At 62.0% G+C, this 21,702-nt stretch carries 15 protein-coding genes; 4 read left to right on the forward strand and 11 right to left on the reverse strand.

The annotated features are described in order from the left end of the window. Window positions 1-139: 139 nt before the first annotated feature. The 7 genes from NET03_RS05175 to NET03_RS05205 all read right to left on the reverse strand — a co-directional run bounded on the left by NET03_RS05175 (window position 140) and on the right by NET03_RS05205 (window position 9,574). Window positions 140-1,573, reverse strand: coding sequence for a methyl-accepting chemotaxis protein (locus NET03_RS05175; RefSeq protein ID WP_252127833.1), 1,434 nt, complete (start codon window positions 1,571-1,573; stop codon window positions 140-142). A 93-nt stretch (window positions 1,574-1,666) separates the two neighbouring features. Beyond that, complete coding sequence (locus tag NET03_RS05180; RefSeq protein ID WP_286207146.1) at window positions 1,667-3,400, reverse strand: methyl-accepting chemotaxis protein; 1,734 nt, start codon at window positions 3,398-3,400, stop codon at window positions 1,667-1,669. Window positions 3,401-5,070: 1,670 nt separating this feature from the next. After that, window positions 5,071-6,348: an aspartate aminotransferase family protein gene (locus tag NET03_RS05185; RefSeq protein ID WP_252127834.1), complete on the reverse strand. Its 1,278-nt coding sequence runs from the start codon at window positions 6,346-6,348 to the stop codon at window positions 5,071-5,073. 45 nt (window positions 6,349-6,393) lie between these two features. Next, the gene (locus NET03_RS05190) at window positions 6,394-7,530 is read right to left on the reverse strand and encodes a M20 family metallopeptidase (protein ID WP_252127835.1); all 1,137 of its coding nucleotides are present in this window, start codon (window positions 7,528-7,530) and stop codon (window positions 6,394-6,396) included. Further along, window positions 7,511-8,143, reverse strand: a complete 633-nt coding sequence (locus tag NET03_RS05195; protein ID WP_252127836.1) for a LabA-like NYN domain-containing protein — start codon at window positions 8,141-8,143, stop codon at window positions 7,511-7,513. Before NET03_RS05195 ends, NET03_RS05190 begins: the two co-directional genes overlap by 20 nt. A gap of 36 nt (window positions 8,144-8,179) precedes the next feature. Further along, a complete protein-coding gene (locus tag NET03_RS13775; RefSeq protein WP_252127837.1) occupies window positions 8,180-9,184 on the reverse strand; it encodes an NAD(P)H-dependent amine dehydrogenase family protein in 1,005 nt (334 codons plus the stop codon). Between the two features lie 36 nt (window positions 9,185-9,220). After that, window positions 9,221-9,574, reverse strand: a complete 354-nt coding sequence (locus NET03_RS05205) for a hypothetical protein (RefSeq protein WP_252127838.1) — start codon at window positions 9,572-9,574, stop codon at window positions 9,221-9,223. A gap of 460 nt (window positions 9,575-10,034) precedes the next feature. Here NET03_RS05205 and NET03_RS05210 point away from each other — a divergent pair, with 460 nt between their 5' ends. Continuing rightward, window positions 10,035-11,042, forward strand: a complete 1,008-nt coding sequence (locus NET03_RS05210) for an ADP-ribosylglycohydrolase family protein (protein WP_252127839.1) — start codon at window positions 10,035-10,037, stop codon at window positions 11,040-11,042. Between the two features lie 4 nt (window positions 11,043-11,046). Further along, the gene (locus NET03_RS05215; RefSeq protein WP_252127840.1) at window positions 11,047-11,721 is read left to right on the forward strand and encodes an HAD family hydrolase; all 675 of its coding nucleotides are present in this window, start codon (window positions 11,047-11,049) and stop codon (window positions 11,719-11,721) included. Window positions 11,722-12,086: 365 nt separating this feature from the next. Here NET03_RS05215 and NET03_RS05220 read toward each other — a convergent pair whose 3' ends face one another. The 4 genes from NET03_RS05220 to NET03_RS05235 form a co-directional block, all read right to left on the reverse strand. Further along, a complete protein-coding gene (locus NET03_RS05220) occupies window positions 12,087-13,523 on the reverse strand; it encodes an aldehyde dehydrogenase family protein (protein WP_252127841.1) in 1,437 nt (478 codons plus the stop codon). Between the two features lie 114 nt (window positions 13,524-13,637). Beyond that, the gene (locus NET03_RS05225) at window positions 13,638-15,053 is read right to left on the reverse strand and encodes an aspartate ammonia-lyase (RefSeq protein ID WP_252127842.1); all 1,416 of its coding nucleotides are present in this window, start codon (window positions 15,051-15,053) and stop codon (window positions 13,638-13,640) included. Between the two features lie 24 nt (window positions 15,054-15,077). Beyond that, window positions 15,078-15,533 (reverse strand): NuoI/complex I 23 kDa subunit family protein, encoded by a 456-nt coding sequence (locus NET03_RS05230; protein WP_252127843.1) that lies wholly within the window; start codon window positions 15,531-15,533, stop codon window positions 15,078-15,080. Window positions 15,534-15,557: 24 nt separating this feature from the next. Continuing rightward, window positions 15,558-17,996 (reverse strand): molybdopterin-dependent oxidoreductase, encoded by a 2,439-nt coding sequence (locus NET03_RS05235; RefSeq protein ID WP_252127844.1) that lies wholly within the window; start codon window positions 17,994-17,996, stop codon window positions 15,558-15,560. 152 nt (window positions 17,997-18,148) lie between these two features. Between NET03_RS05235 and gatB the strand changes: the two genes are divergently transcribed. Together gatB and NET03_RS05245 are read left to right on the forward strand one after the other, a co-directional pair. Continuing rightward, window positions 18,149-19,600 (forward strand): Asp-tRNA(Asn)/Glu-tRNA(Gln) amidotransferase subunit GatB, encoded by a 1,452-nt coding sequence (gene gatB, locus NET03_RS05240; protein WP_252127845.1) that lies wholly within the window; start codon window positions 18,149-18,151, stop codon window positions 19,598-19,600. Between the two features lie 119 nt (window positions 19,601-19,719). Next, window positions 19,720-20,985 carry a Glu/Leu/Phe/Val family dehydrogenase gene (locus NET03_RS05245; protein ID WP_252127846.1) on the forward strand — a complete coding sequence of 422 codons (1,266 nt, stop codon included), beginning with the start codon at window positions 19,720-19,722 and terminating at the stop codon, window positions 20,983-20,985. Window positions 20,986-21,702: the final 717 nt, after the last annotated feature.

A 21,702-nucleotide genomic window follows, 5' to 3' on the forward strand; every position in this document is an offset into this window, starting at 1 on the left:
CATCTCCGCTGACGACCCCAGGCATCTGGTTGCATTACCGACTTGTGACGCCGGTGGACGTGATAAATCGTGCCCCGACGAAAGACATGCCGCTTACAAGTGGCCGATACCGGAGCTTCCAAAATCCCGCGAAACTCGTTCACACGGTCCGCAAAGAGTCCAGGAGTTGCACGATTTCGCCCGAGATGCGACGAACCTCTTCCACAAGTTCGCGCGCCCGCTCGCGGTCACCTCGATTCCAGGCACGTACTGCCTCGGCAGCTGTCTGGTGCAAACGCTGGTGCGGCGCTTCCAGCGAACGGAAAATGTTCGACGTGCCGTACCGCTCGCGACCACGTCCGTAGTACCAGCGCCCAAGCCGGCAGGCTGTCCAGTCTGCGACTTGCTCAGGCTGCAGTTGCTCGCGCCCGTGCAGCATCGCCAACAGGCGCTGGACCCAGAGCAAGTGATCAGCCTTTGCCACCAGCACCAGCTGCGTATCGGTCAGCGGCAGCATCGTCTGCGCCACCAGTTCCCGCATCGTCCGGAGGCGCTGCATCTGGTCAAGGACACCCACCGTGAGTTCACCTGCCCGATCCCCCACACGTTCAGCAACGGCAGCCACCTGCGCTACATTCCGCGCTAGTTGCCCGACCGCCTGCGCCTGTTCCTCCGCTGCGGAGGCAATCTCCTGCAGCGGCGCCACGATTGCATCGACGGCCTTACGAATCGCTGTCAATGCCTCTTGTCCACCGGCCGCAACTGCCGCCCCGCTTTCAACTTGATCAGCCACGATGCCCATCGCCTCACCAACGCGTTGCATCCCCTCAGAGAGGGCCTGCACCTGGTTACGGATGCCGGAGACCGCCTCTTGTGTCGAAACTGCAAGTCGCCGAACCTCCTCGGCGACAACCGCGAACCCGCGGCCATGCTCTCCTGCTCGTGCTGCCTCGATTGCCGCGTTGAGCGCGAGAAGATTCGTCTGCTTGGCAATCGTGGCAATAGTCCCGAGAACCTGCGTGATGGGGCCAACTGCTTTCGACAAGTCCTCGATCCGCTGCTGGAGCTCCGAGACAGAGCGAGTCACACTTGCAAGTGACTGCAGAGCTTCGGTGACTCGCGCGATTCCGGCCTCGGCACGCTCCGCTGCACCACGCGCCGCCTCCGAGACCTGGCCGACGCTCCCCGAGACGACCTCCACCGAGGTCGCAAGTTCCCGCGCTACCTGAGCTGCCTCTACCGCTTGCTCTTGCTGTTCCCGGAAGGCACGGAGAAACTCGTCGGCTGCTCGGACCGGCACGAGCCCCTCCGCCACCGCACCTGAGGCAGCAAGCAGGAGGTCGATAATCCGCTCTCGCCAAGTCGCGACCACCGGTTCCCACACTGGACGGATCTCTGGAGGCAGTTGTCGAACCACCTGCTCTGCCTCAACAAGGTCGCCACGCGCCAGGGCATCGGCGAGCGCACGAAGTGCACCGAGCCAGGTCGGCTGTGAGTCCTGGTCGGCGATCTCCAGAGCCACCCCTTCCCTGACTGCACGACCGCTTCCTTTCGTCACACGCAAGTCCGCCTCAAGTGTGCTTCGCTCCGTCATCGTACCCTCCCGGTCGTCACAGTCACCGATCCCCGGACCGTCCTACTCGGGAATCTTCGGCGCGGTGACCAGAAAACTTGAGACGGCGTTGCCTTACGCCTCTTCCTTCCATCCAACGAGAGCTGCTCCCCAGCGCTGTCCCTTCACAAAGAGCGGAACGGTAATGACCGTCATCACCTCGCCCGTATCGCGAGCATAGGTCTGGACGAGGAACTGTTCGCGTTGGCGCGGTGATTCGCGAAGATCGCACCCAGCCTCGAGAAACTGCCGTCTCGTGGCCATGTTGGGGAGGCGCTCCGCAGTTGCCCCGAGCCCGACCCGTGCTCCCCGAACGAGTACTCGTTGATCCCAGAAGAATCGCTTAACACGGTTTCCCACAAGATCACGCTCTGGTATGCCGGTCCAGTCCTTGCAAAACGCCCGGTTATGCATCGGCGCATAGGTGTTGAGATCGATCGGCAACGCGAAGACAAGTCGCGGCTCTTTTCGCAGCACCGCCTCCATCTCCTCAGAAAGCGCAAGATCCACCACCGCGTCATAGGCAGTCGCGTACTTTGGTGGCTGAAACCCCTCCGGCGGCACGCGACTCACGTCGAAAAGTCGTGCCAGCGAGCGGATCGCAGGGCCTTTGATTTCCGTATACCGGAGTTCGAGGACATCTTCCAAACTCACGCGCCCCTCGTCGATCGCTCGTTCGAAGACACGCTGACACCGCTCGGCAAGCTCGCGGCACAACGCAAGCGCACGATGGAAGGTCGCGCCGGTATCAACTTTGGCGAGATGCTCATACGCTGCTTGTGTCCCTTGCGAAAGGACAAACGTCTCCTCAGCGACGTGCCGTGTTTCGCGCTCGATTGCGCCGACACTCCCTGTCGCCTGCTCGAGTGCACGCGTTGCGCTCTCTAACGCAGCCGTCTGTTGTTGGACTGCCGAGGCAATTGCGTCGATCGCCTGAGCCGCCTCGCTAGCGAGGACACTTGTCTCACGGAGGACACCCGCCAGTTCGGCAGTCACCCGATCTGCGCCCTCGACCAGTTCCAGGCTCCGTGCCAACGCGATCCGGGCCGGATCCAGCTGCGCTGCAACCGCATCGGTCAGCGTGCGAATCTCTCGCGTCTGGGTCGCCGTATGTTCAGCCAGCTTACGCACCTCCTCCGCAACGACCGCGAAGCCACGCCCGTGTTCCCCCGCTCGTGCCGCCTCAATTGCCGCGTTGAGTGCCAGAAGATTCGTCTGCTTTGCAATACCAGCAATAAGCTCGCTGACATGCGTGATCGCTGCCACCTGCTCCAACAGCACCTGAAGACGATCGGCAACCTCCTGCATCTGCTGACGAAGCGCTGCGACGTGGGCCTCCGCGTCTTTGCTTGCCCGCAGACCCTTTGCTGTTCGCTGATCGACTTCGCGCGCAGCAGCAGTGGCCTGCCCGGCCGCATGCGCGATCTCCTCTACACCACTGTGCACGTCGCGGAGTGCTCGCGTCACTGACTCCATACTCTGCCGCGCCTGATCGATCTCTCGTGTCACCTGCTGGACACGGAGCGCGCTCCGCGCCACACCGACCGCGGAGCGTCGCACGACCGTTTCAAGTGCCCCCATAGTCGCCCGCAGGTCAGCACGAAGGTGCTCGAGCGCACGCTCCATGTGACGCGCTTCTGGTTCATCCGATGTGAAGGAGATCGGTCGCGCCACTGCGGCAATTCCAGCCTCGAAGATTGCTCGCAGAGTTTCCAAAACTGAGCGAGATGCCTGCTGCCGCGCGGGCCGATCTCCGAGGGCCAGCACCTCGCGATCATCGGTCAGTCGATGTCGCACTTCTTGCTCCATCCTCTCAATCCTCCGTGTCCTTCATCCCAGCTACACAGATCTAGTGATGCATATCGGTTACATCGGCACAGTCCGAGAGAGTGACAAGGTCCTCAGGTGATTTCGTAACAGATACACGATAACCCTGTCCGTCCCACGAGCTGCCCACCAAGTCTTGGTACTGCGGCCATCATCTGGAACGTTGGGCGAGAGGAGTGATCAAAATACTCCCAAATCGGTCATGCGCTATATGAGCAACTCTCAAAGAATGAACAACCTAAGTTCACAACCAACAAGTGTCCAATATTCTTGGATTTATCACAGTAGCTCGTTCCACCAAGTACGTAGACCTAGAGTATTCTCTACCGCGGATCGGCATATGCAGTCGCAGAGACAAAGTGACACCTGGTCGGGAGACCTCTTGCACGCAGTGCTCGAAAGACGCCCCGGATAGTGTGACTCGACTGTGGAAAGTGAGACACACCGCAGCGAAGGCCAAACGACCACGTCCCCGTGTATCGACGACCCCCTAGTTCAGGGGAGAGGGAGCGGAGGGTGTTGGGTGAGCACGTAAGTGTGGCTCGGGATCCTCTTCCTCGCACTCGTTGTCATTTGGATTGTGGAACTCTACCGGGTCGCCCGCGCAGGACCCACACGGTCCTTGAGCGAGGTGTGAGCGACCCCGACGAGGGGTCACGCGCCACTGCACGCCAGTGTGCTCACTCCGGTGCTGGTCAGAGGCGCTTGGAGTGAGCGCCGCAGACAGGCTCTCTCGACACTAGTCGCACCGGTGACTCCCAGTATCCGCATTGACCGATCCAACCGAACCAGATGCGTCTGCACGTCCCGACTCTGCCAGGCCACCAGGATATATCCTGCAGGAAACGCCATCGTAAGACATACCGTCAGCAGCGTTACCCGGCGCTTCAGAATAGTCCGTACATCCTGACTGCACCACCGGTGCCAGTTCTGTGACGTTCCAGCTATTCGTAAACATCGCAGGAGGCACCTGCTCCAGACTCAGGCAGGTCAGTCACTGCTGGGAGTTCTCACGCGCCAGTCGCTCCACCATCTCTTCCCGGGTCGTCGAACACAAACCCGAAACGAGAAGGGAACCTCTTCCCACTTGAGCCGCCCAGTTACGCGCATTGATCGCTTCCCCATTGGGGTGTCCTGAGGCGCCCACGCCCGGCACGTCGACGCCAAATGTTCCGCGACGTTGTACGGAGTGGAAGGAGCTACTTTTCTCATGACCATGCCGGTTTGCACTCGACAGAACAAGAGTGGTATACTGTCTGCTGGCGGGCGGGGAGCACCCCCGCTGCCCGACCCGCACCCCAATCCCTTCCCTTCCCTTGGCGCGCGGAGCGCTCCGTCCCCCGGTGCTCCGCGCGTTTTTTCGCCCGAGTCTACTCGCGTCATGTGGGGCTGAACTGGAGCGGTTCCGCGCCACCTGGTGGACCAGTCAGCACACTGCTGTGGACAGCCGCCGACCAAAGTGCTTCTGACTGTGCTTCTCCCAGGACTCTCCGGAATCCACACAAGCAAATCGATCACATTATTGTTCAGGATAGTTAGCGACTCAACAGAGGCTATGAACTCAGAGGGGCCGACAGCACTGAGCCGTCAGCCCCTTGGATAACTCGACACAGAAATGTGCCGAACCCTCACTGCTACGCCAGCCGTTCTGTTTATTCCGCTGCTTTCAGTGCCTCGGCAAAGACATCTAAGAAAGCGTCCGCCTGCTCTTGGGTGATGATCAATGGCGGAATGACGCGGATCACCTGGTCGTGCTCGCCAGCGGTAATGAGTAACGTCCGGAGTTCTTGCGCCCGCTGCACGACGCGCTTGACTGCCTCGCCGTTGGGGGAACGATCTGGTTTGACCAGTTCCACACCGATCATCAGCCCCAGGCCACGAACCTCCCCGATGACTGGGAACTCCTGCTGCATCTCGCGCAGCTGTGCCATGAGGTAACTCCCGATACGGGCGGCGTTCTCTGGCAGCTTTTCGTCGCGCATCACTTCGAAGGTTGCCACGCCAGCTGCACATGCCACCGCGTTCCCCCCGTAAGTCCCGCCGTGCGCACCCGGCTCCCAACGATCCATCAGCTCACGGTTCGCCACCACCGCAGCGAGCGGTAACCCTGAGGCAATCCCCTTGGCCAACGTGACAATGTCCGGCACGATCTCAAAGTGCTCGAAGGCCCACATCCGGCCAGTACGGCCGACCCCGGTCTGAATCTCGTCCACGATGAGCAGGATGCCGTAGCGGTCGCAGATGGCGCGCAAGTTCTGGAGGAATCGTTTGGGCGGCAGGATGTAACCACCTTCGCCGAGCATCGGCTCGACGATGATCGCGGCAACGTCGTCCGGCATGACCATCGTCTGGAAAAGCCGCTCTAGCTCGGCAATGCAGACAAGATCAACGTCCTCTGGCGGCACATTGTAGGGATTCCGAAACGGATACGGATACGGTGCGTAGTAGATCGAGGGGACGAGTGGCTCATAGTGACCACGCACCTTGACCCGCGAACTCGTCAGCGCCATGGCGAGATGCGTGCGCCCATGGAAGGCACCGCGGAAGGCGATGACTGCTGGACGGCCGGTTGCGACCTTTGCCAGCTTGACCGCCCCCTCCACAGCTTCCGCGCCTGAGTTGGTGAAGAAGACCTGGTTGAGTTTCGGCGGAAGCGTCGCAGTGATAAGTTGGGAGAGGCGAAGCATCGGCTCGTGAATGAGGATATTCGCCTGGGCGTGGATGATCTTTCCCGCCTGCTCACGGATTGCCGCCACAACGCGCGGATGACAGTGCCCGGTATTGACGACAGCGATGCCAGAGGTGAAGTCCATCCAGCGCTCGCCATTCACGTCCCACACATAGAGCCCCTCGGCCCGATCCACGACGACCGAGGAGTACCGAGCGAGCACCCTCGGGAGAATCTGCAGTGGATCAACGTGCAGCTGCATGGTCACCTGTCCTTCCTGTTGTACCCCATCCGTCCCATGCCCTACTCAGAGGTGATGCAGGAGCGCTGTGAGGAGCGCGGTGCGTTCAATCAACCCTGAAAGGCTGATCTGTTCGTGCTCAGCGTGCGCCCCGTCACCCGGACAACCCAGTCCATCCAGGGTCGAAATGCCGAGCGCCGCGGTGAAGTTCCCGTCACTTGCTCCACCGGTTGCCGCTTCGGTCAACTCGAGTCCGACCTGACGACCGATCGCCCGGGCCCTCTCGAAGGCGGCGACAATTACCGGCGTCCTCTCCATCGGTGGTCGATTCATGCCACCCTCGACCGTGACGCTCGTTCCTGGAAGCCATGGACGTGCACCAAGCACAGCCGCACAGACCCGGTCGGCCTCGTCTTGCGTCGTCACACGTACGTCAACGTACGCCCAAGCCTCTGCGGCCACCACATTGCTCCGTGTTCCACCACCAACTACCCCGACATTCACCGTGGTGCCGCGTGCCAGATCATTCAAGCTATGCAAAGAGTGGATTTGATTCGCCAACTCCTGAATCGCACTGATCCCGCGCTCGGGATCCGCTCCCGCATGTGCCGCCCGACCGGTGATCCGGAGCGTAAAGATGCCAACCCCCTTGCGTGCTGTCTTGAGTGCACCACCTGGCGCCGGTGGCTCCAGACAGAGAACGAACGCGCTTCGTTGCGCTTCCGCCTCGATCAGCGGCCGTGACACCGGACTCCCGACCTCTTCCTCGGTATTGATGAGCCACCGGATCGGACGGTGCGCCAGACCACGCTCTCGCAGCCAACGCATTGCCTCGAGGAACATCGCAACGCTCGCCTTCATGTCGTAAATGCCTGGACCGAAGGCGAGATCTCCTTCAATGCGAAATGGCCGTCTGGCCAGTGTCCCCACCGGCCAGACGGTATCGACGTGCGTCAGGACAAGCAACGGTTCGGCCGCTGCATCGCTCGTGCCCTGCCAGCTCGCAATCGTCAGGTCACCGTAGTCTCGTTGCGGATACGCTTCAATCGTCGCCTCAAGTCCGCGCGCCCGCTCGCGCACGTAACCAACGAGTCGATCGACAGCGGCTTTATCGGTACTCGGCGACTCCAGCTCGACCAAGGAGCGGAGGTCGGCCAGCAACGCGTCGCGGCGCGTGGCGAACTCAGCGATCGAGATCGTCATCAGCGAACTCCCGCTCCTCCCAGGCCGCCTCCGAGTCCGACTCCGGCCGAGTGCGCCACTGTTCACCCACGCGATTCGTTCCGCCACTCTCCGGTCGTCCTTGAGTCGGCGGGCGCGGCTGGCTGAAGTGGCGCAGATTTGCCTCCAGGTCGACGTAGTAGTCAGCGAGCTCCATCAGTTCTACCGCCGTGTTCCGCGGGGCAGAAGCGATCTCCACCCGCCGACCGAGCCGCTGCACCGTCTCCACCAGGTAGCAGTAGTCACCGTCTCCGGTCACCAGCACAACGACATCGACATGCGGTGTCTGGAGCAGGACATCAACCGCAAGCTCCAAGTCAAGATCCCCGCGCAGGGTGCCATCGCCGGCCCGCCGCAACGTCCGGGTCACGACGCGGAAGCCGTTCCGGCGCAGCCAGGTGAGGAAGGGAACGGCACTCGACTCCTCACTGGCGAGGGTCACATAGGCGTAGGCGCAGGCCAAGCGCCGTCCCGCAACCAGGAACTCGAGCAGACGCGAGTAGTCAATGCGCACGCCGAGGTCTCGCGCGACGAAGTAGAGGTTCGACATATCGAAAAAGACCGCTACTCGATCCGTCTGGTTCGGCAAGATCATACAAACCTCCTCGCTACTACCGAAAGACCGCCAACATCAATCCCGAGCCGTGATAAGAGGGAGATCAGCCATGGTGACCAGGCCAGGGGCATGCTCCACCACGCGAGGCACTGCGTTGAGTGCAATCGCGGTCGTCGCCCGATCACCCTGAAGACCCCCAGGAATTACGAGTTCCAGCGGCGTCGGTCCCTCCAGCCGCACGCGATCGTAAGCCGGATCGGCATCAAGGTACATGCGCAGGTGCAGCGTGATGCGTTCCTCGCCAGCAACGAAACCCCGGCCGAGCTGATCGACACCACACACGCGTCCCGGTTCCACCGTGAAGTACTGTGTCACGATCCGCCGCTCAGCCAGCACCGGTTCTATCCGCTCCTCGTAGTGCTCGATTGTCCAGCCCAGACCAGCTGCGAGGAGATATGCCGACTCCCGCAAGCCAACGTGCCGCACCGTCCCCGCGGCCACGAGTTCCTGGAACTCCTCAACCGTCTTGCCAGAGCCGATTTTCTCCTGGAGTGGTCTTCGGCGCGTCGAGGCGTTTTGAATCCGCTCGACGCGAACAGCCGTCACTGCCTGCGCGACACCGCTCAAGAAGAGCGGAAGGGTATCCATGACATAGCCAGGATTGACGCCCGTTCCGAGGACTGTCACCCCATGCTCCCGGGCGAGCGCATCAAGCCGAGCCGCAAGTTCAGGATGGCCCGCGGTGGGAAACGCGAGTTCTTCGCACGTCGAGACAACATTGCAGCCCAGACGCACCGCCAGCTCCAACTGGGGAAACACGCGGTCGAGGTACGACCCTGTCGCGTGGAGAACACAGTCTGGACGCGTCTCTGCCAGGACTGCTTCGGCATCCTCCCGGACGACCACGCCAACTGGCTGCCCCAGCCCGATCAGCTCCCCCGCATCACGTCCGACCAAGGTCGGATCAATATCGATGACCCCGACCAACTCGCATGAGCGACGCTCGAGCACGAGCCGTACCAATTCCTGTCCAATGGGCCCCAGCCCAAACTGCACAACGCGATACACGCGCCCGCTCACGCTCCTCTCTCCCTTCCGGCTCCCCGGGCCGGCGTCTCAGGACTGTCCCGGCTTGCGGCGCTCGCGTTCCTTGAGCTCGCGGTAGTACTTCTTTGGCTTCGGTAACGGTCGCTCTTCTTGCTGGGCTCGTGCTGCGGCCGCCTGTGCCGCCTGCTGCGTCAGTTGCTCCTCCAGGACTGCCAGGTCGTCATAAATCACGACGTTGCTGTTCGCCTCGGGAGTCCGCATCAGCCGCCGCACGAGCTCCAGTAACGACCGCACCTGAGCCTGCTCACCGCCTGCTCGCTCCGCCGTCGCCAGCACGCGATCCACGAGCGCGAGTGTTTCCGGTCGTGCGCGGTTCTCCACCAGTCGCTGGCGGATGCGTTGGAGCGCATCAGTCAAATACATCCGCCACTCCTTCCTTCTCTCGGGCACACTGCGAGCCCGATCCGCATTCAGCGTACATCGGCAACTCCGCCGCGGCCACAGCGTCACACCCGCGCCGCCCCGAGTATCCGGCAACGGCCGCACGAACGCAAGAGTTGCTCCGCTCGAAACGACTGTACGGGATGAGGATGCCGAACCCGCCCATCTCTACAAACGGCTCTCCCGAGAAGACTCGCGCCTGCCCTTCGGAGTGAGCGCTAACTCTGCTCATTCGAGCAAGATGCTCGTCTGGGGGAGAGCAAAGCGTTCCTCTGCCCGCATGTGAGCGTGAGTCGTCACATTGTTGTGAGAGACCACGCGTCTGACTGCTACTCTGCTTACGGCAGGACGATCACTCCACGCGAACGCGCTGATTCTCGGCACACAGTCCTCGTCACGTGTTTCACTTATAAAGGGGAAGGATACGAAGGAGACGTGCACAGTGCAGGAACGTGAGCGAGCCGACCTTCTCGACCAGTTCACTGGATGCTTACTTGGACTAGCAATCGGCGACGCACTTGGCGCGCCGGTAAGCGGCTGGACACGCGAGGCGATTGCAGCACGCTACCATTGGCTGGATCAGTTCGTCCCACTTCTCACAGAGGATGGCACGATCATTATTCGAGCCGGCGAGTTCACCGACGAGACGGAGCTCGCACTTTGCCTTGTTGAGAGTGTCATTAGTGCACGTGGCTATCTTGATGTTGCTGCAGCGGGCTACCGCTTTCTGCGTCTGCTCGATGGGCCAACAGCCCGTTTCCTCGACGAGCCGACACGACGGGCCCTTACTGCAGCCGCGGAGCACGGGGACTTCCAGCGTGGTGTCGCTGGCCCGGGTACTGCGACCGGCAGTGCTGCTGCTCGGGTCGCGCCGATTGGCCTTCTGCACGCCCTCTCTCGCTTCAACCCCGACCTCCTTGTCCGCGATGTGCTCCGGTCCACGCTTATTACCCATGCTGAGCCAGAAGTCATCAACGGCGCACTAGCCGTGGCCTATGCCATCCTCTTGCTCGTCCAAGGCACGACACCTCCCGATGTCCTCCTCGACGAAGTGGCCCGCTTCATCGACGAGGACGCCGTGGCCCAACGGCTCCGCCAGGCTGCGTTACATCCTGTACCAGCAGATGATGACGAGCTTATCCGTACACTTGCGGCGCTGGGAACATCTGCTGCTGTCGATGAGGTCGTCGCGACCGCCTTTGCCTCGTTCGCCGCCGCACACGATGATTTCGCCCGTGCAGTGACACTCGCGATCAACATTGGCGGGGCGACCGACACACGCGGTGCAATCACTGGCGCGTTGGCTGGCGCGTACCTCGGTGCTTCCCGACTCCCATCCGCACTCGTCGAAGAGCTTGAGGGCCGTCCTTCTCTCCTTCTGGCCGCCCGTGGTCTCTTCCAGGCCGCCCAGCAGCGTGCCGGACGCTTCGTCCGGCTGCTCGTCCGGTGAACCAATGCGGCAAGACCAGCGACTCGCGGCCATCATTTTCGATCTTGACGGTGTTCTGGTCGACTCAGAATCCCTTCAACTTGCCGCCTGGGAGCGGTACGTTGCTCGTTTCGGCCGCACGCTTCCCACCGACCTCCTCCCTCGGCTTTTTGGCCGACGTCTGATCGATACGGCCCGGATCATCGTCGAGACATTGGGATTACCGGTCGACTCGCTGCAAGCCGCTCGGGAGCGCGATGAACTCTTCCTCATGAGCGTTCACGGAAACGTCCAGCCAATGCCGGGAGCGCTCGAGCTGATCGCAGAACTCCATGCCCGCGCCGTTCCATTGGGCTTGGCGACAAGCGGTCATCGGCAGTACGTCACCCTCGTGCTCGGTGAACTCGGACTCGCTGACGTGTTTGCAGCTGTTGCGACCGGCGACGATGTCATCCACGGCAAGCCGGCTCCCGACTGTTACCGGCTGGCTGCCTCGCGACTCGCATGTCCACCGGAACGCTGTTTTGCGATCGAGGATGCGCCGCTTGGTGTCATGGCCGCACGGGCGGCTGGCCTCCGCTGCATTGCCGTACCCAACGCTCACACCCGCGAACTCGGCGGCTTCGACGCTGCCGACGCACTCCTGCCCAGCCTTGGCGCTGTGTTGCCGTGGTTGGAACGTAACGGGTGGCTGGGGTGAGCTTAAGTCGTGCGAGCGTCCCACGAGACTGGTTTTGCCGGCTGCAGCCCCGGACGCTGACCAATCCGACTTTCACACTGGCGGGACAGTGTGCACCGGTACCCCCTGTCAGCGTCACACCGCGTGACCAGGCTGCCCAGACATGCCTGAGTGACTCCGACGAGCACTGGACCGACGCGTGGCAGTGCACAGAGTCACGGATCCTCCAACGAGGCTCGGCATCAGGTGACCCACATGACCGATCTGGCAAAGACGCGCATTTCGTTCAGCACCATGAATGAAACAACAGGCCCCATACCGCCTGCGACAATACGGGTATGGGGCCCAACCGCAAAGGCATTGCAGCCCGACGGAAACCTGGGTCTTTACGACAACTCCGGGACTCGATTGAATACCACAAGGCGCAACTCTGTCATATCTTCAATCGCATACCGGAGACCTTCACGGCTGAGGCCAGAATCCTTGACGCCACCATACGGCATATGGTCGATGCGGAACGTCGGGATGTCGTTGATGATCACCCCACCGACTTCCAGAACCTCGAAGGCCCGCAGCGCGTGTTCAAGGCTGCCGGTGAAGACACCCGCCTGGAGGCCGTACACCGAATCGTTCACCGCCGCGAGCGCCTGCTCGAAGTCGTCAAAGGGGAAGAGGACGACAAGCGGTGCGAATGCCTCTCGACTGCAGACCGGATGCCACGGTGGTGCATCGACGAGTACCGTTGGCTGGAAGAATCGCCCTTCGGCCTTTCCCCCCACCAGCACCTTCGCTCCCTCGGCGACCGCCGAGTCGACCCAGTCCTGGGTTCGGCGCGCAGCCTTCTCGTCGATCATTGGGCCAAGGTCGGTCGTCTCATCCAATGGGTCGCCCAACTTGATCTTCCTCACTTCTTCGACGAAACGCTCGACGAACTCGTCCCACCGTGATCGGTGAACGAAGACGCGCTGCACCGAAATGCAGACCTGGCCAGCGTAGGCAAAGGCGCCGACGCGGATACGGGGAATCGCCACATCCATATTGGCCGTGCGGTCAACGATGACACCCGCATTTCCGCCGAGCTCGAGGACGACCTTCTTCTTCCCGGCTCGCGCCTTCAGATCCCAGCCCACGTCTGGCGACCCCGTGAAAGTCAGCAACTTGAAACGCTCGTCAGTCACCAGCCGGTCGCCGACGACGCGATCCATTGGCATGATGCTGACTGCTCCCTTGGGGACGCCGGCTTCGTCCAGAAGTTCGGCGAAAGTGAGCATCGTGAGCGGGTCACGGCTGGGCGGCTTCAGGACGATTGTGTTTCCAGAGGCAAGCGCTGGAGCAATCTTGTGCAGCGCCAGATTGAGCGGGAAATTGAAGGGCGAGATGCCAGCGATCGGGCCAATCGGGAAGCGCCGCGTGAAGCCGAATCGTCCTTGGCTGTACGCCATCAGGTCGAGCGGGATCACCTCTCCACCGATCCGCTTCGCTTCCTCCGCCGCGGTCGTCAGCGTGAAAATCCCACGCTGCACTTCTACTCGCGCATCGCGGATCGGTTTCCCAGCCTCCTGGGCAATCAAGCGGGCGAACTCCTCCTGCCGCCGGCGGAGCCCATCGGCGAGGCGCAAGAGGATTTCGGCCCGCTCGTAGCTCTGGAGCCGCCGTGTGACCTCGAAGGCTCGCTGCGCTGCCGTTACCGCGTCCTCGAAGTCCTGGTTGGTCGCGGTAGAGGTCACGCCCACAAGCTCATCGTTGTACGGATTGCGGATTTCCACCCGGTTCGGTGAAGTCCGCCACTCACCAGCGCAGTAAAACGGGTATTCGCGTGCCATTGCAGTACTCCTCCCATGCCGAGACGACTACAGTCAGCCGATCCGGACACGACGCAAACGTACGGCGAGCCTCGATCGGCCGGACGACGCTCACTGTACCCGACATCCACCCGTTCAGCACTGGTTCGCGTCCGGATCCAGCGGGAGCGCCATCTTGACCGGATCCAAGATCTCCTCGGCCTCCTCCGGTGAAAGCACACCCTCTTCGACGACCACCTCGCGGACAGTCCTCCCTGTCTGCCAAGCCTTCTTGGCAATCTCGGCTGCCTTCAGGTAGCCAATCCGCGGCGTCAGGATCGTCGCCAGCGCAATGCTGCCGTGGGCCAGCTCCGCTAACCGCGCTTCGTTCGCCTGGATCCCTTCGATGCAGCGTGTGCGGAAGACCTCGAGCGCGTTGGTCAAAATATCGGTCGCCCAGAGCAAGTTATAGACGATCAGCGGTGTCCAGACGTTGAGGTCGAGCTGTCCGGAGAGGACGCCCAGCGAGACCGCATGGTCATAGCCCACCACCTGGAAGGCAACCATATTGACCATCTCGGCGATTGACGGGTTCACCTTACCCGGCATGATCGATGATCCTGGTTGCACTGGCGGGAGGATGATCTCGCCCAGCCCTGCCCGCGGCCCCGAGCCGAGCAGCCGGATATCGCTGGCAATGCGAATCACTTCCAGCGCCGCATTGCGGAGAGCACCCGAGAGATGCGCGAAGTCAGCATGGCTCTGAGTGATCTCGAACGTGTTGCGCGCTGGCCGGAGCGGAAACCCCGTAATTCGACTTAGCTCCTCCGCGACCTGCATCCGGTATCCGGGGAAAGCGTTGATTCCCGTCCCAAGCGCAGTCGCTCCAAGGTTGATCTCTGTCAGCGCCAGTCGCGCTTCTGCGATCCGATCGGCCGCCCGGCGCAGCGCCGCACCATAGCCAGTGAACTCGTCACCGAGCCGGATCGGTACGGCGTCCTGAAGATGGGTACGCCCCGTTTTCGTCAGATTGCCGAATTCCTGCGCTTTCTGGCAGAAGGCGTCGGCAAGTCGGTGAAACGCCTCGATCAGCTTGGGAGTGGCACGCAGCAGTGCCAGCCGTCCCGCGGTCGGAATAACGTCGTTCGATGACTGTCCGAGGTTGACGTGGTCGTTCGGATGCACCGGCCGGTACTCACCACGCCGCCCGCCGAGAATCTCGTTCGCACGATTGGCAATGACCTCGTTGGTGTTCATGTTGTGCGACGTGCCGGCACCAGCCTGATAGGGATCGACGACGAAGTGCTCATGCCACAACCCGTCAATGATCTCCTGCGCCGCCTGTTCGATTGCCCGCGCTTGCTCATCGGTGAGCCGCCCGGCTCGGTGATTGACGCGTGCGGCCGCGAGCTTCACCTGTGCCGTCGCGACGATCAAGTCAGGATGCGGACGAAGGCCGCTAATTGGAAAGTTGCGGACCGCTCGCGCCGTCTGGGCTCCATAGAGCGCGTCCGCCGGGACCTCCACCTCACCGAGTGAATCGCGTTCGAGACGCACCGTTCCCACGACCATCGTTCCTGCCCCCTGTCCAGGTCCTCACCGTGCCTCACCGAGCCCGCCATCTGCTTCCCACCAACTCGGCCGCTGTGAGCCGATTGCGGCGAGCTCCGTCTTCACGTAGATCAATCCCTCGCGATCGAGCACCGACTGCTCGTATTCACCGCTCATGGTGATGGCATCGACCGGACAGACCTGCGCACAGAGCCCACAGAACATGCAACGACCTGCACGCAGGATGAATTCCCCAAGTTCACGATCACCCTCTTCTGAGGGCACAACGTGCATTTCCAAGCAACTCGTCGGGCAGATCCGCGCACAGAGCCCGCAGGCGACGCAAAGCGCCTCCCCAGTCTCCGGGTCAGAGCGCAAAGCCGGGAGCCCCCGGAAGCGCGGTGCCTGCTCCCGCTTCTGCTCCGGATACTGGATCGTCACCGGCCGCTGGAAGAAGTGTCGCAGAGTCACCAGAAAACCGCGAATGTCCTGTAAGACCATCGGTGCCTCCTTGCACGCGCATTGTTAGAGCGCGTGGAACCGAAGCCGGCCTGCGAGCGGTGGAGCATCAACACGCAGCCAGGCCTCACTTACGGCAAGACCTTGCCCAAGCCAGACCGCCCAGCCGCCGCCCGGCACGTTCTGACCAAGTCGGAGCACTTGGCGCGAGGGCACACCGCTCGGCATAACCGGCCAGGCGAGTGGTCCACGCTCTAGCCGTGGGAAGGTCATGCCTCGGTACAGGGGAACCGCTCGGACCAGCTCTTGGAAGACGTGCACGGCGTGCCGCCCCTGCCACCGGTAACCGAGTCGGCGTGCCAGTTCCTGAACCAACTGCCAACTCGGTCGCGCGTCGCCCGGCGGATCAACCGCCCGGCGCAAGCGCTGCACCGCTCGTTCGGCGTTCGTCATGGTCCCGTCTTGCTCCATGAACATCGCCACTGGCAGCACCACCTGCGCTCGCTCGACCAACGGGCTCCGGAAGCAGTCTTCGACGATCAGGACATCGAGCCGTTCGAGCGCCGCCAGGAGTCGCTCATCGATCGGCTGGGCAAACGGGTGGCTTCCTCCCGCGACGTAGAGTGCACGCACGGTTCCACGCTCGATCGCCTCGACGAGTTCGTCGAACGTAAGCCCCGGTTCACTGGGAAGTTCGGCTTTTCCGGTGCCGTTGCCACCTGTGTCGGCCCAGAGCGCTGCGAGTTCCGCTCGCGCGTCCGCGTCAGTCACCAGACGATAACCCGGCAGCCAGTTCGGGTGGCAACCAACGTCCAGCGCCCCCTGGGCGTTCGCGGGCCCACGGAAAGCGACAACACCACTCCCGGCACGTCCGAGGTTCCCGGTCAGGAGCGCCAAGTCGTTGGCCCGTAGCGCCGCGGAGAAGACATCGCCCTGTACGGCGTGGGCAAGCGTCTGCTGGATCTGGCTCGGCGGATACGGCGATGGCCCAGTACCTCGGCCGCCAGTCGCATAGAGCACTGCGGCCCGCTCGAGCGCCGCGAGGCTCACGCCAGCTCTCTCCGCTGCGGCAGCAGGATCGACGGTATCGAGCGAGGCCAGGAACCCCGCAAGCCCTTCAGCCTGCTCGATCGGCGAAGCAAGACCCCGGTCACGGATGACACGCGCCATTGCAGCAAGGACGAGCGCCTCCGTCCCAGGATGAATGCGCAGCCAGACATCTGCGCGATGGAAGAGCGGGAACTCGTCTGAGCTCACCACCACCAGTGCCGTCTCGCGGTACTGCTTGGCCCAGGAATGCCAATAACTGGCGACCGGTGCAGTCCGGCCGATGTTTGGCCCGACGATGAGAAGACAACCGGTATCGGTGAAGACCTCCTGCACCGAGTTTGTACTGGCGGGGAGGCCGAACGACGCAGCAAGTGCCGCATCCACGGCCCGCTGGGCCGGGGTCGCGAGCCGCTCGACGTTCGGAGAACCCATCACTTGCCGGGCGAAACGCTGAAGAAGATAGAGTTCCTCGTTTGTCCGATCAGGTGCAGCCAGTAAGGCGAACGCCGCGCCACGATATGGCCGCAGGAGCTCAGCAGCGCGATCGAGTGCATCCTCCAACGCAACCGGCACCAACTCATCATCCTGGCGGACGAAGGCAGTCTCCAGCCGAGCCGGATGCTGCACCTGCTCGTAGCTCCACTTGCCACGAACACAGGTATAGCCGTAGTTCACCCCGCGTTCCCAGAGGTGGGTGATCCGTCGCACCAGTCCACGGTTATGCTCGACATTCAGCGTGCAACCAACGTCGCAGAAACCACAGATCGTCTCTGTCGCATCGAGCTCCCAAGGGTGATGTGCGAAGCGCCGGTCGGTGAGTGCCCCAACCGGGCAAACTGCGATGCACATCCCGCATGAGGTACACGTCGTCTGCTCGAGATCGACGTCCCAGGCACTACCGATCTCGCCCTCCAGGCCACGCCGTAACACCTCGATTGCCGTCACACCGATCATCTCGTCGCAGACGCGCGTACAGCGGGCGCAGAGGATGCAGCGCTCCCATTTGTAGTCGATATACTGGCTAAGATGCTTGTACGGACGTGCCAGTTTGGGACGACGAAATGGGTTCTCGTACACATTGTGCGAGTAGGTGTTGTCCTGGAGGTAGCATTCCCCTGACTTATCACAGGTTGGGCAGTCCAGTGCGTGATCGATGAGGTACAGCTGAAGCACGAATCGCCGTGCCGCCTCACAGGCCGGTGATTTGGTCGCAACCTCCATGCCGTCTCGCACTTGTGCGGCACACGACTCGACAAGCCCTCCCCGCCGACCCAAGATCTCAACGGTGCAGATGCGGCAAGACCCCCAGGGCCGGAGCAGCGGCTGATAACAGAGATTTGGCACCTCGATGCCGACCATGCGGCAGGCCTCGAGGATCGTCAGGCCTTCGGGGACCGTATACTGCTGGCCATCAATGGTGACTGTAACGAGGCGCGTTTCCGTCGTTGCCGTCATTCAGTACGTCCCCTTTCGGGAACCGGAACACGGACACGCGTGGTCCGTTCCAGACCACACCTGGCCTGATCTTACCACGTGTTCTCCAAGCTACAGCTGAGCGGCGAGCGTGGGATGCTATACTCGCCACCGAGAGCGGGACGGAGGTTCCTGTGGAGCTGGAAACGGTCATCGGGCTGGAGGTGCACGCCCAGCTCTTGACCCGGTCGAAGATGTTCTGCGGCTGCTCAGCAGACTACGCTGGAGCTCCGCCGAATACCCACGTCTGTCCGGTCTGCCTCGGTTTACCTGGCTCACTTCCGGTTATCAACCGGCGTGCCGTGGAGATGACTGTGATGACCGGACTCGCCTTGGGGTGCCGCATCCCACCATACAGCAAGTTCGACCGCAAGAACTACATGTATCCGGATCTTCCCAAGGGCTATCAGATTTCCCAGTACGACCTCCCGCTCTGTGTTGACGGGATGCTGGAGTTCCTGGTCAATGGCGAACGCCGCCGCGTGCGGATCCGGCGGGTCCATCTTGAGGAGGACACCGCGCGCCTGGTCCATCGCACTGTCGCTGGTGAGAGCTACAGCCTGATCGATATGAACCGCTCCGGTGTTCCGCTCATCGAGATTGTGACGGAGCCGGACTTGCGCTCGCCAGAGGAGGCACGGCTCTTCCTGATGGCGCTGCGCCAGGTGCTCCGCTACCTCGGCGTCTCTACGGGGAATATGGAAGAGGGAGCGTTCCGTTGCGACGCCAACATCTCACAGCGGACGCGCGACGGTGGGCAACAGTGGCCAAAGAGCGAAATCAAGAACCTCAATAGCTTCCGTTCGGTCGAACGCGCGCTGGCCTATGAGGAAGAGCGCCAGCGTGCCGCGATCCGCCGCGGCGAGCAGCTCGTGCAGGAGACACGCGGCTGGCTGGAAGACCAAGAGATGACCATCACCCAACGAGCCAAGGAATACCCAGACGACTACCGGTACTTTCCCGAACCAGACCTTCCGCCGATCTTCTTGACTGAGGACGATCTGGCGCGCATTCGGGCAGCCATGCCCGAGCTCCCGGTGGCTCGCTGGGAGCGCTTCCAGACCGAATACGGACTTGGGCCACAAGAGGCGGCGCTCCTCACCGAAGAGCGAGCGATCGCTGACTACTTTGAGGCGTGCGTCGCCGGCGACCGCACGCGAGCGCGCGAGATCGCGAATTGGATCACCGGCGAGCTGTTCGCGCTGCTGCGCGAGCGTGGCCGCAGCATCTCCGAGGTCGGAGTGCAACCACGTCAGCTGCGACAGCTCATCGACCTGGTTCGGCGCGGAACCATCAGCATGCTCACCGCCAAGGAACTCCTGGTGGCGGTCAGCGAGACGGGAATCGACCCGGAGGTGCTCGTTGCCGAGCGCGGGCTCGCCCAAATCAGCGACGAAGCACAACTTCGCCAAGTGGTCGAGCGCGTGTTGGCCGAGAACCCAAAGGCGGTCGCCGATTATCGCAAGGGGAAGACGGCTGCAATCGGCTTCCTCCTCGGCCAGGTCAATCGCGCACTCGGGGGACGCGCCAACCCGGCTGTCGCTCGCCAAATCTTGGAGGAAGCGCTCCGGCAACCGGTCGAGTGACCCCGCTCGCCCCGCACCCCAATCGGCGGTGACGCAAACCGTGTGGCCGCAATTCGTGCAAGGCCGCACGGCATCAGGAACGCTTGAACGCTGGATGCCGATGATTCTGGGGGCGAAGGATGGCGATTGCAGCACCACAGCAGAGCTTGTACGACATTGCGGTCGAGCAGTTTGAACAGGCTGCTGATCTCATTGGCCTCGAAGACGAACTCCGCCAGATTCTGAGAACCTGCAAACGCGAACTGATCGTCAATTTTCCCGTCGAGATGGATGACGGATCGGTCAAGGTCTTCACAGGTTACCGCGTTCACCACAACCTGGCCGCTGGACCAGCCAAGGGCGGTATCCGCTACCACCCGAACGTGACGCTCGACGAGGTCAAAGCCCTCGCCATGTGGATGACCTGGAAATGCGCCATTATGGGGCTCCCCTTCGGTGGGGGCAAAGGCGGTGTGCGCGTTGATCCAAAACTTCTTTCGCCTGGCGAACTCCAAAATCTCACCCGGCGCTATACCACCGAGATCTCAATCCTCCTCGGACCGCACCAGGATATTCCGGCCCCAGACGTGAACACGAATCCCCAGATCATGGCTTGGATCATGGATACCTACAGTATGCATCGACATAGCGGAGTTGGTGTCCCCGCCGTCGTCACCGGTAAACCCACGTTACTCGGTGGCTCCGCCGGTCGCCTCGAGGCAACCGGTCGTGGTGTCGTCTTCGCGATCGAAGAGGCGGCCAAGACTTCTAACATCGACCTGACAGAGGCCCGCGTGGTCATCCAGGGATTCGGCAACGCTGGATCGACTGCCGCCCGGTTGCTCGACGAACTTGGGAGCCGGGTGGTCGCGGTCTCTGATTCCCGTGGGGGAATCTACAATCCGCGAGGTCTCGATATCCCCGCTGTCATCGCCTATAAGCAGCAGACCGGTTCTGTCGTCGGCTTTCCGGAAGCCGAGATGATTACGAACGAGCAACTCCTGGAACTCCCCTGCGACATCCTCATTCCTGCTGCGCTCGAAGAGCAGATCACCGAGCACAACGCGCCGCGCATCCAGGCCCGACTCATCGCGGAAGCGGCAAACGGACCGACGACACCAGAAGCAGATCGCATCTTGTTCGACCGTGGGGTGATTGTTCTCCCCGATATCTATGCCAATGCCGGAGGTGTCACGGTTTCCTACTTCGAGTGGGTCCAAGGTCTCCAGCACTTCTATTGGACCGAGGAGGAGGTAAACAGCCGTCTGCGCACCATCATGACACGCGCCTTCCAGGCAATCCATGCCACAGCTGAGCGTTACCGCGTGCAACTGCGCACCGCAGCACTGGTACTCGCTGTTCAGCGGGTCGCGGAGATCACACGGCTGCGCGGCATCTACCCGTAAACCGAGGACCTCAGGTGGGAACGTGAATGGAGGCCGGTTCTCCCTTGCACTCCGCTGAGCCGGCCTCCGTTTGCGTTTCGCTGGCTCCTAAGCTGTGGTGGCGGAAAAACGATCGCCTGTGCCATTAAGGTAAACCGACGAGCGGCTCGGAGTAACAACATCTGACCTGAACGAGACGGGCGCTCCCTGAAAAGTACCCGACCGTTCGATCCGGAACGGCTCCGCCACAACACCAGCGAGAAGGCTGCTATGCAACGCGCCTGTGCTCTCCGCGGAGACTCGTGAGGCCCTGCAGATCGCGCCTCGCGATCCCGGCCGGTAAAACGGACGAAAACTTGGTCCGCAACACCTTGCCCCCTACACAGTGCACTGTCCCTCGTTGCGCCCACTGTTACGCCATACCTCTTCGGTCCATCCTACCGGGGAGACGACAGCACCACTGATGAAAAGGTGATCCACGTTGAGGAGGTGGTAAGGAACTCCATCACTCACGTCTCCCACTGTACCAGTATTGCATCTTGCCAAAACCGGAGAATCACGCCTCCTTACAAGTGACAGTGTAAGCTCAGGGTGACACCAACAAAATGCCAATGTGGTCGGGCAAAGCGTCTGTCCTTCGTTCTCTACAAAGGAGGCGCACAGGCAACATGCCGCGCGGAGAAAAAAATGCTCACGCTTTGTCGAGGCACCAAGGATCGTCCTGAGTCACGAGGCCTG

The organism is Thermomicrobium sp. CFH 73360 (assembly GCF_023806465.1).
Classification (GTDB): Bacteria; Chloroflexota; Chloroflexia; order Thermomicrobiales; family Thermomicrobiaceae; genus Thermomicrobium.

Excerpts from the sequence above, each read along its gene's own strand:
- NET03_RS05175 (WP_252127833.1), bottom strand. The coding sequence starts at position 1,573 with ATGACGGAGCGAAGCACACTTGAGGCGGACTTGCGTGTGACGAAAGGA.
- NET03_RS05180 (WP_286207146.1), bottom strand. The coding sequence starts at position 3,400 with ATGGAGCAAGAAGTGCGACATCGACTGACCGATGATCGCGAGGTGCTG.
- NET03_RS05185 (WP_252127834.1), bottom strand. The coding sequence starts at position 6,348 with ATGCAGCTGCACGTTGATCCACTGCAGATTCTCCCGAGGGTGCTCGCT.
- NET03_RS05190 (WP_252127835.1), bottom strand. The coding sequence starts at position 7,530 with ATGACGATCTCGATCGCTGAGTTCGCCACGCGCCGCGACGCGTTGCTG.
- NET03_RS05195 (WP_252127836.1), bottom strand. The coding sequence starts at position 8,143 with ATGATCTTGCCGAACCAGACGGATCGAGTAGCGGTCTTTTTCGATATG.
- NET03_RS05205 (WP_252127838.1), bottom strand. The coding sequence starts at position 9,574 with ATGTATTTGACTGATGCGCTCCAACGCATCCGCCAGCGACTGGTGGAG.
- NET03_RS05215 (WP_252127840.1), top strand. The coding sequence starts at position 11,047 with ATGCGGCAAGACCAGCGACTCGCGGCCATCATTTTCGATCTTGACGGT.
- NET03_RS05220 (WP_252127841.1), bottom strand. The coding sequence starts at position 13,523 with ATGGCACGCGAATACCCGTTTTACTGCGCTGGTGAGTGGCGGACTTCA.
- NET03_RS05225 (WP_252127842.1), bottom strand. The coding sequence starts at position 15,053 with ATGGTCGTGGGAACGGTGCGTCTCGAACGCGATTCACTCGGTGAGGTG.
- NET03_RS05230 (WP_252127843.1), bottom strand. The coding sequence starts at position 15,533 with ATGGTCTTACAGGACATTCGCGGTTTTCTGGTGACTCTGCGACACTTC.
- NET03_RS05235 (WP_252127844.1), bottom strand. The coding sequence starts at position 17,996 with ATGACGGCAACGACGGAAACGCGCCTCGTTACAGTCACCATTGATGGC.
- NET03_RS05245 (WP_252127846.1), top strand. The coding sequence starts at position 19,720 with ATGGCGATTGCAGCACCACAGCAGAGCTTGTACGACATTGCGGTCGAG.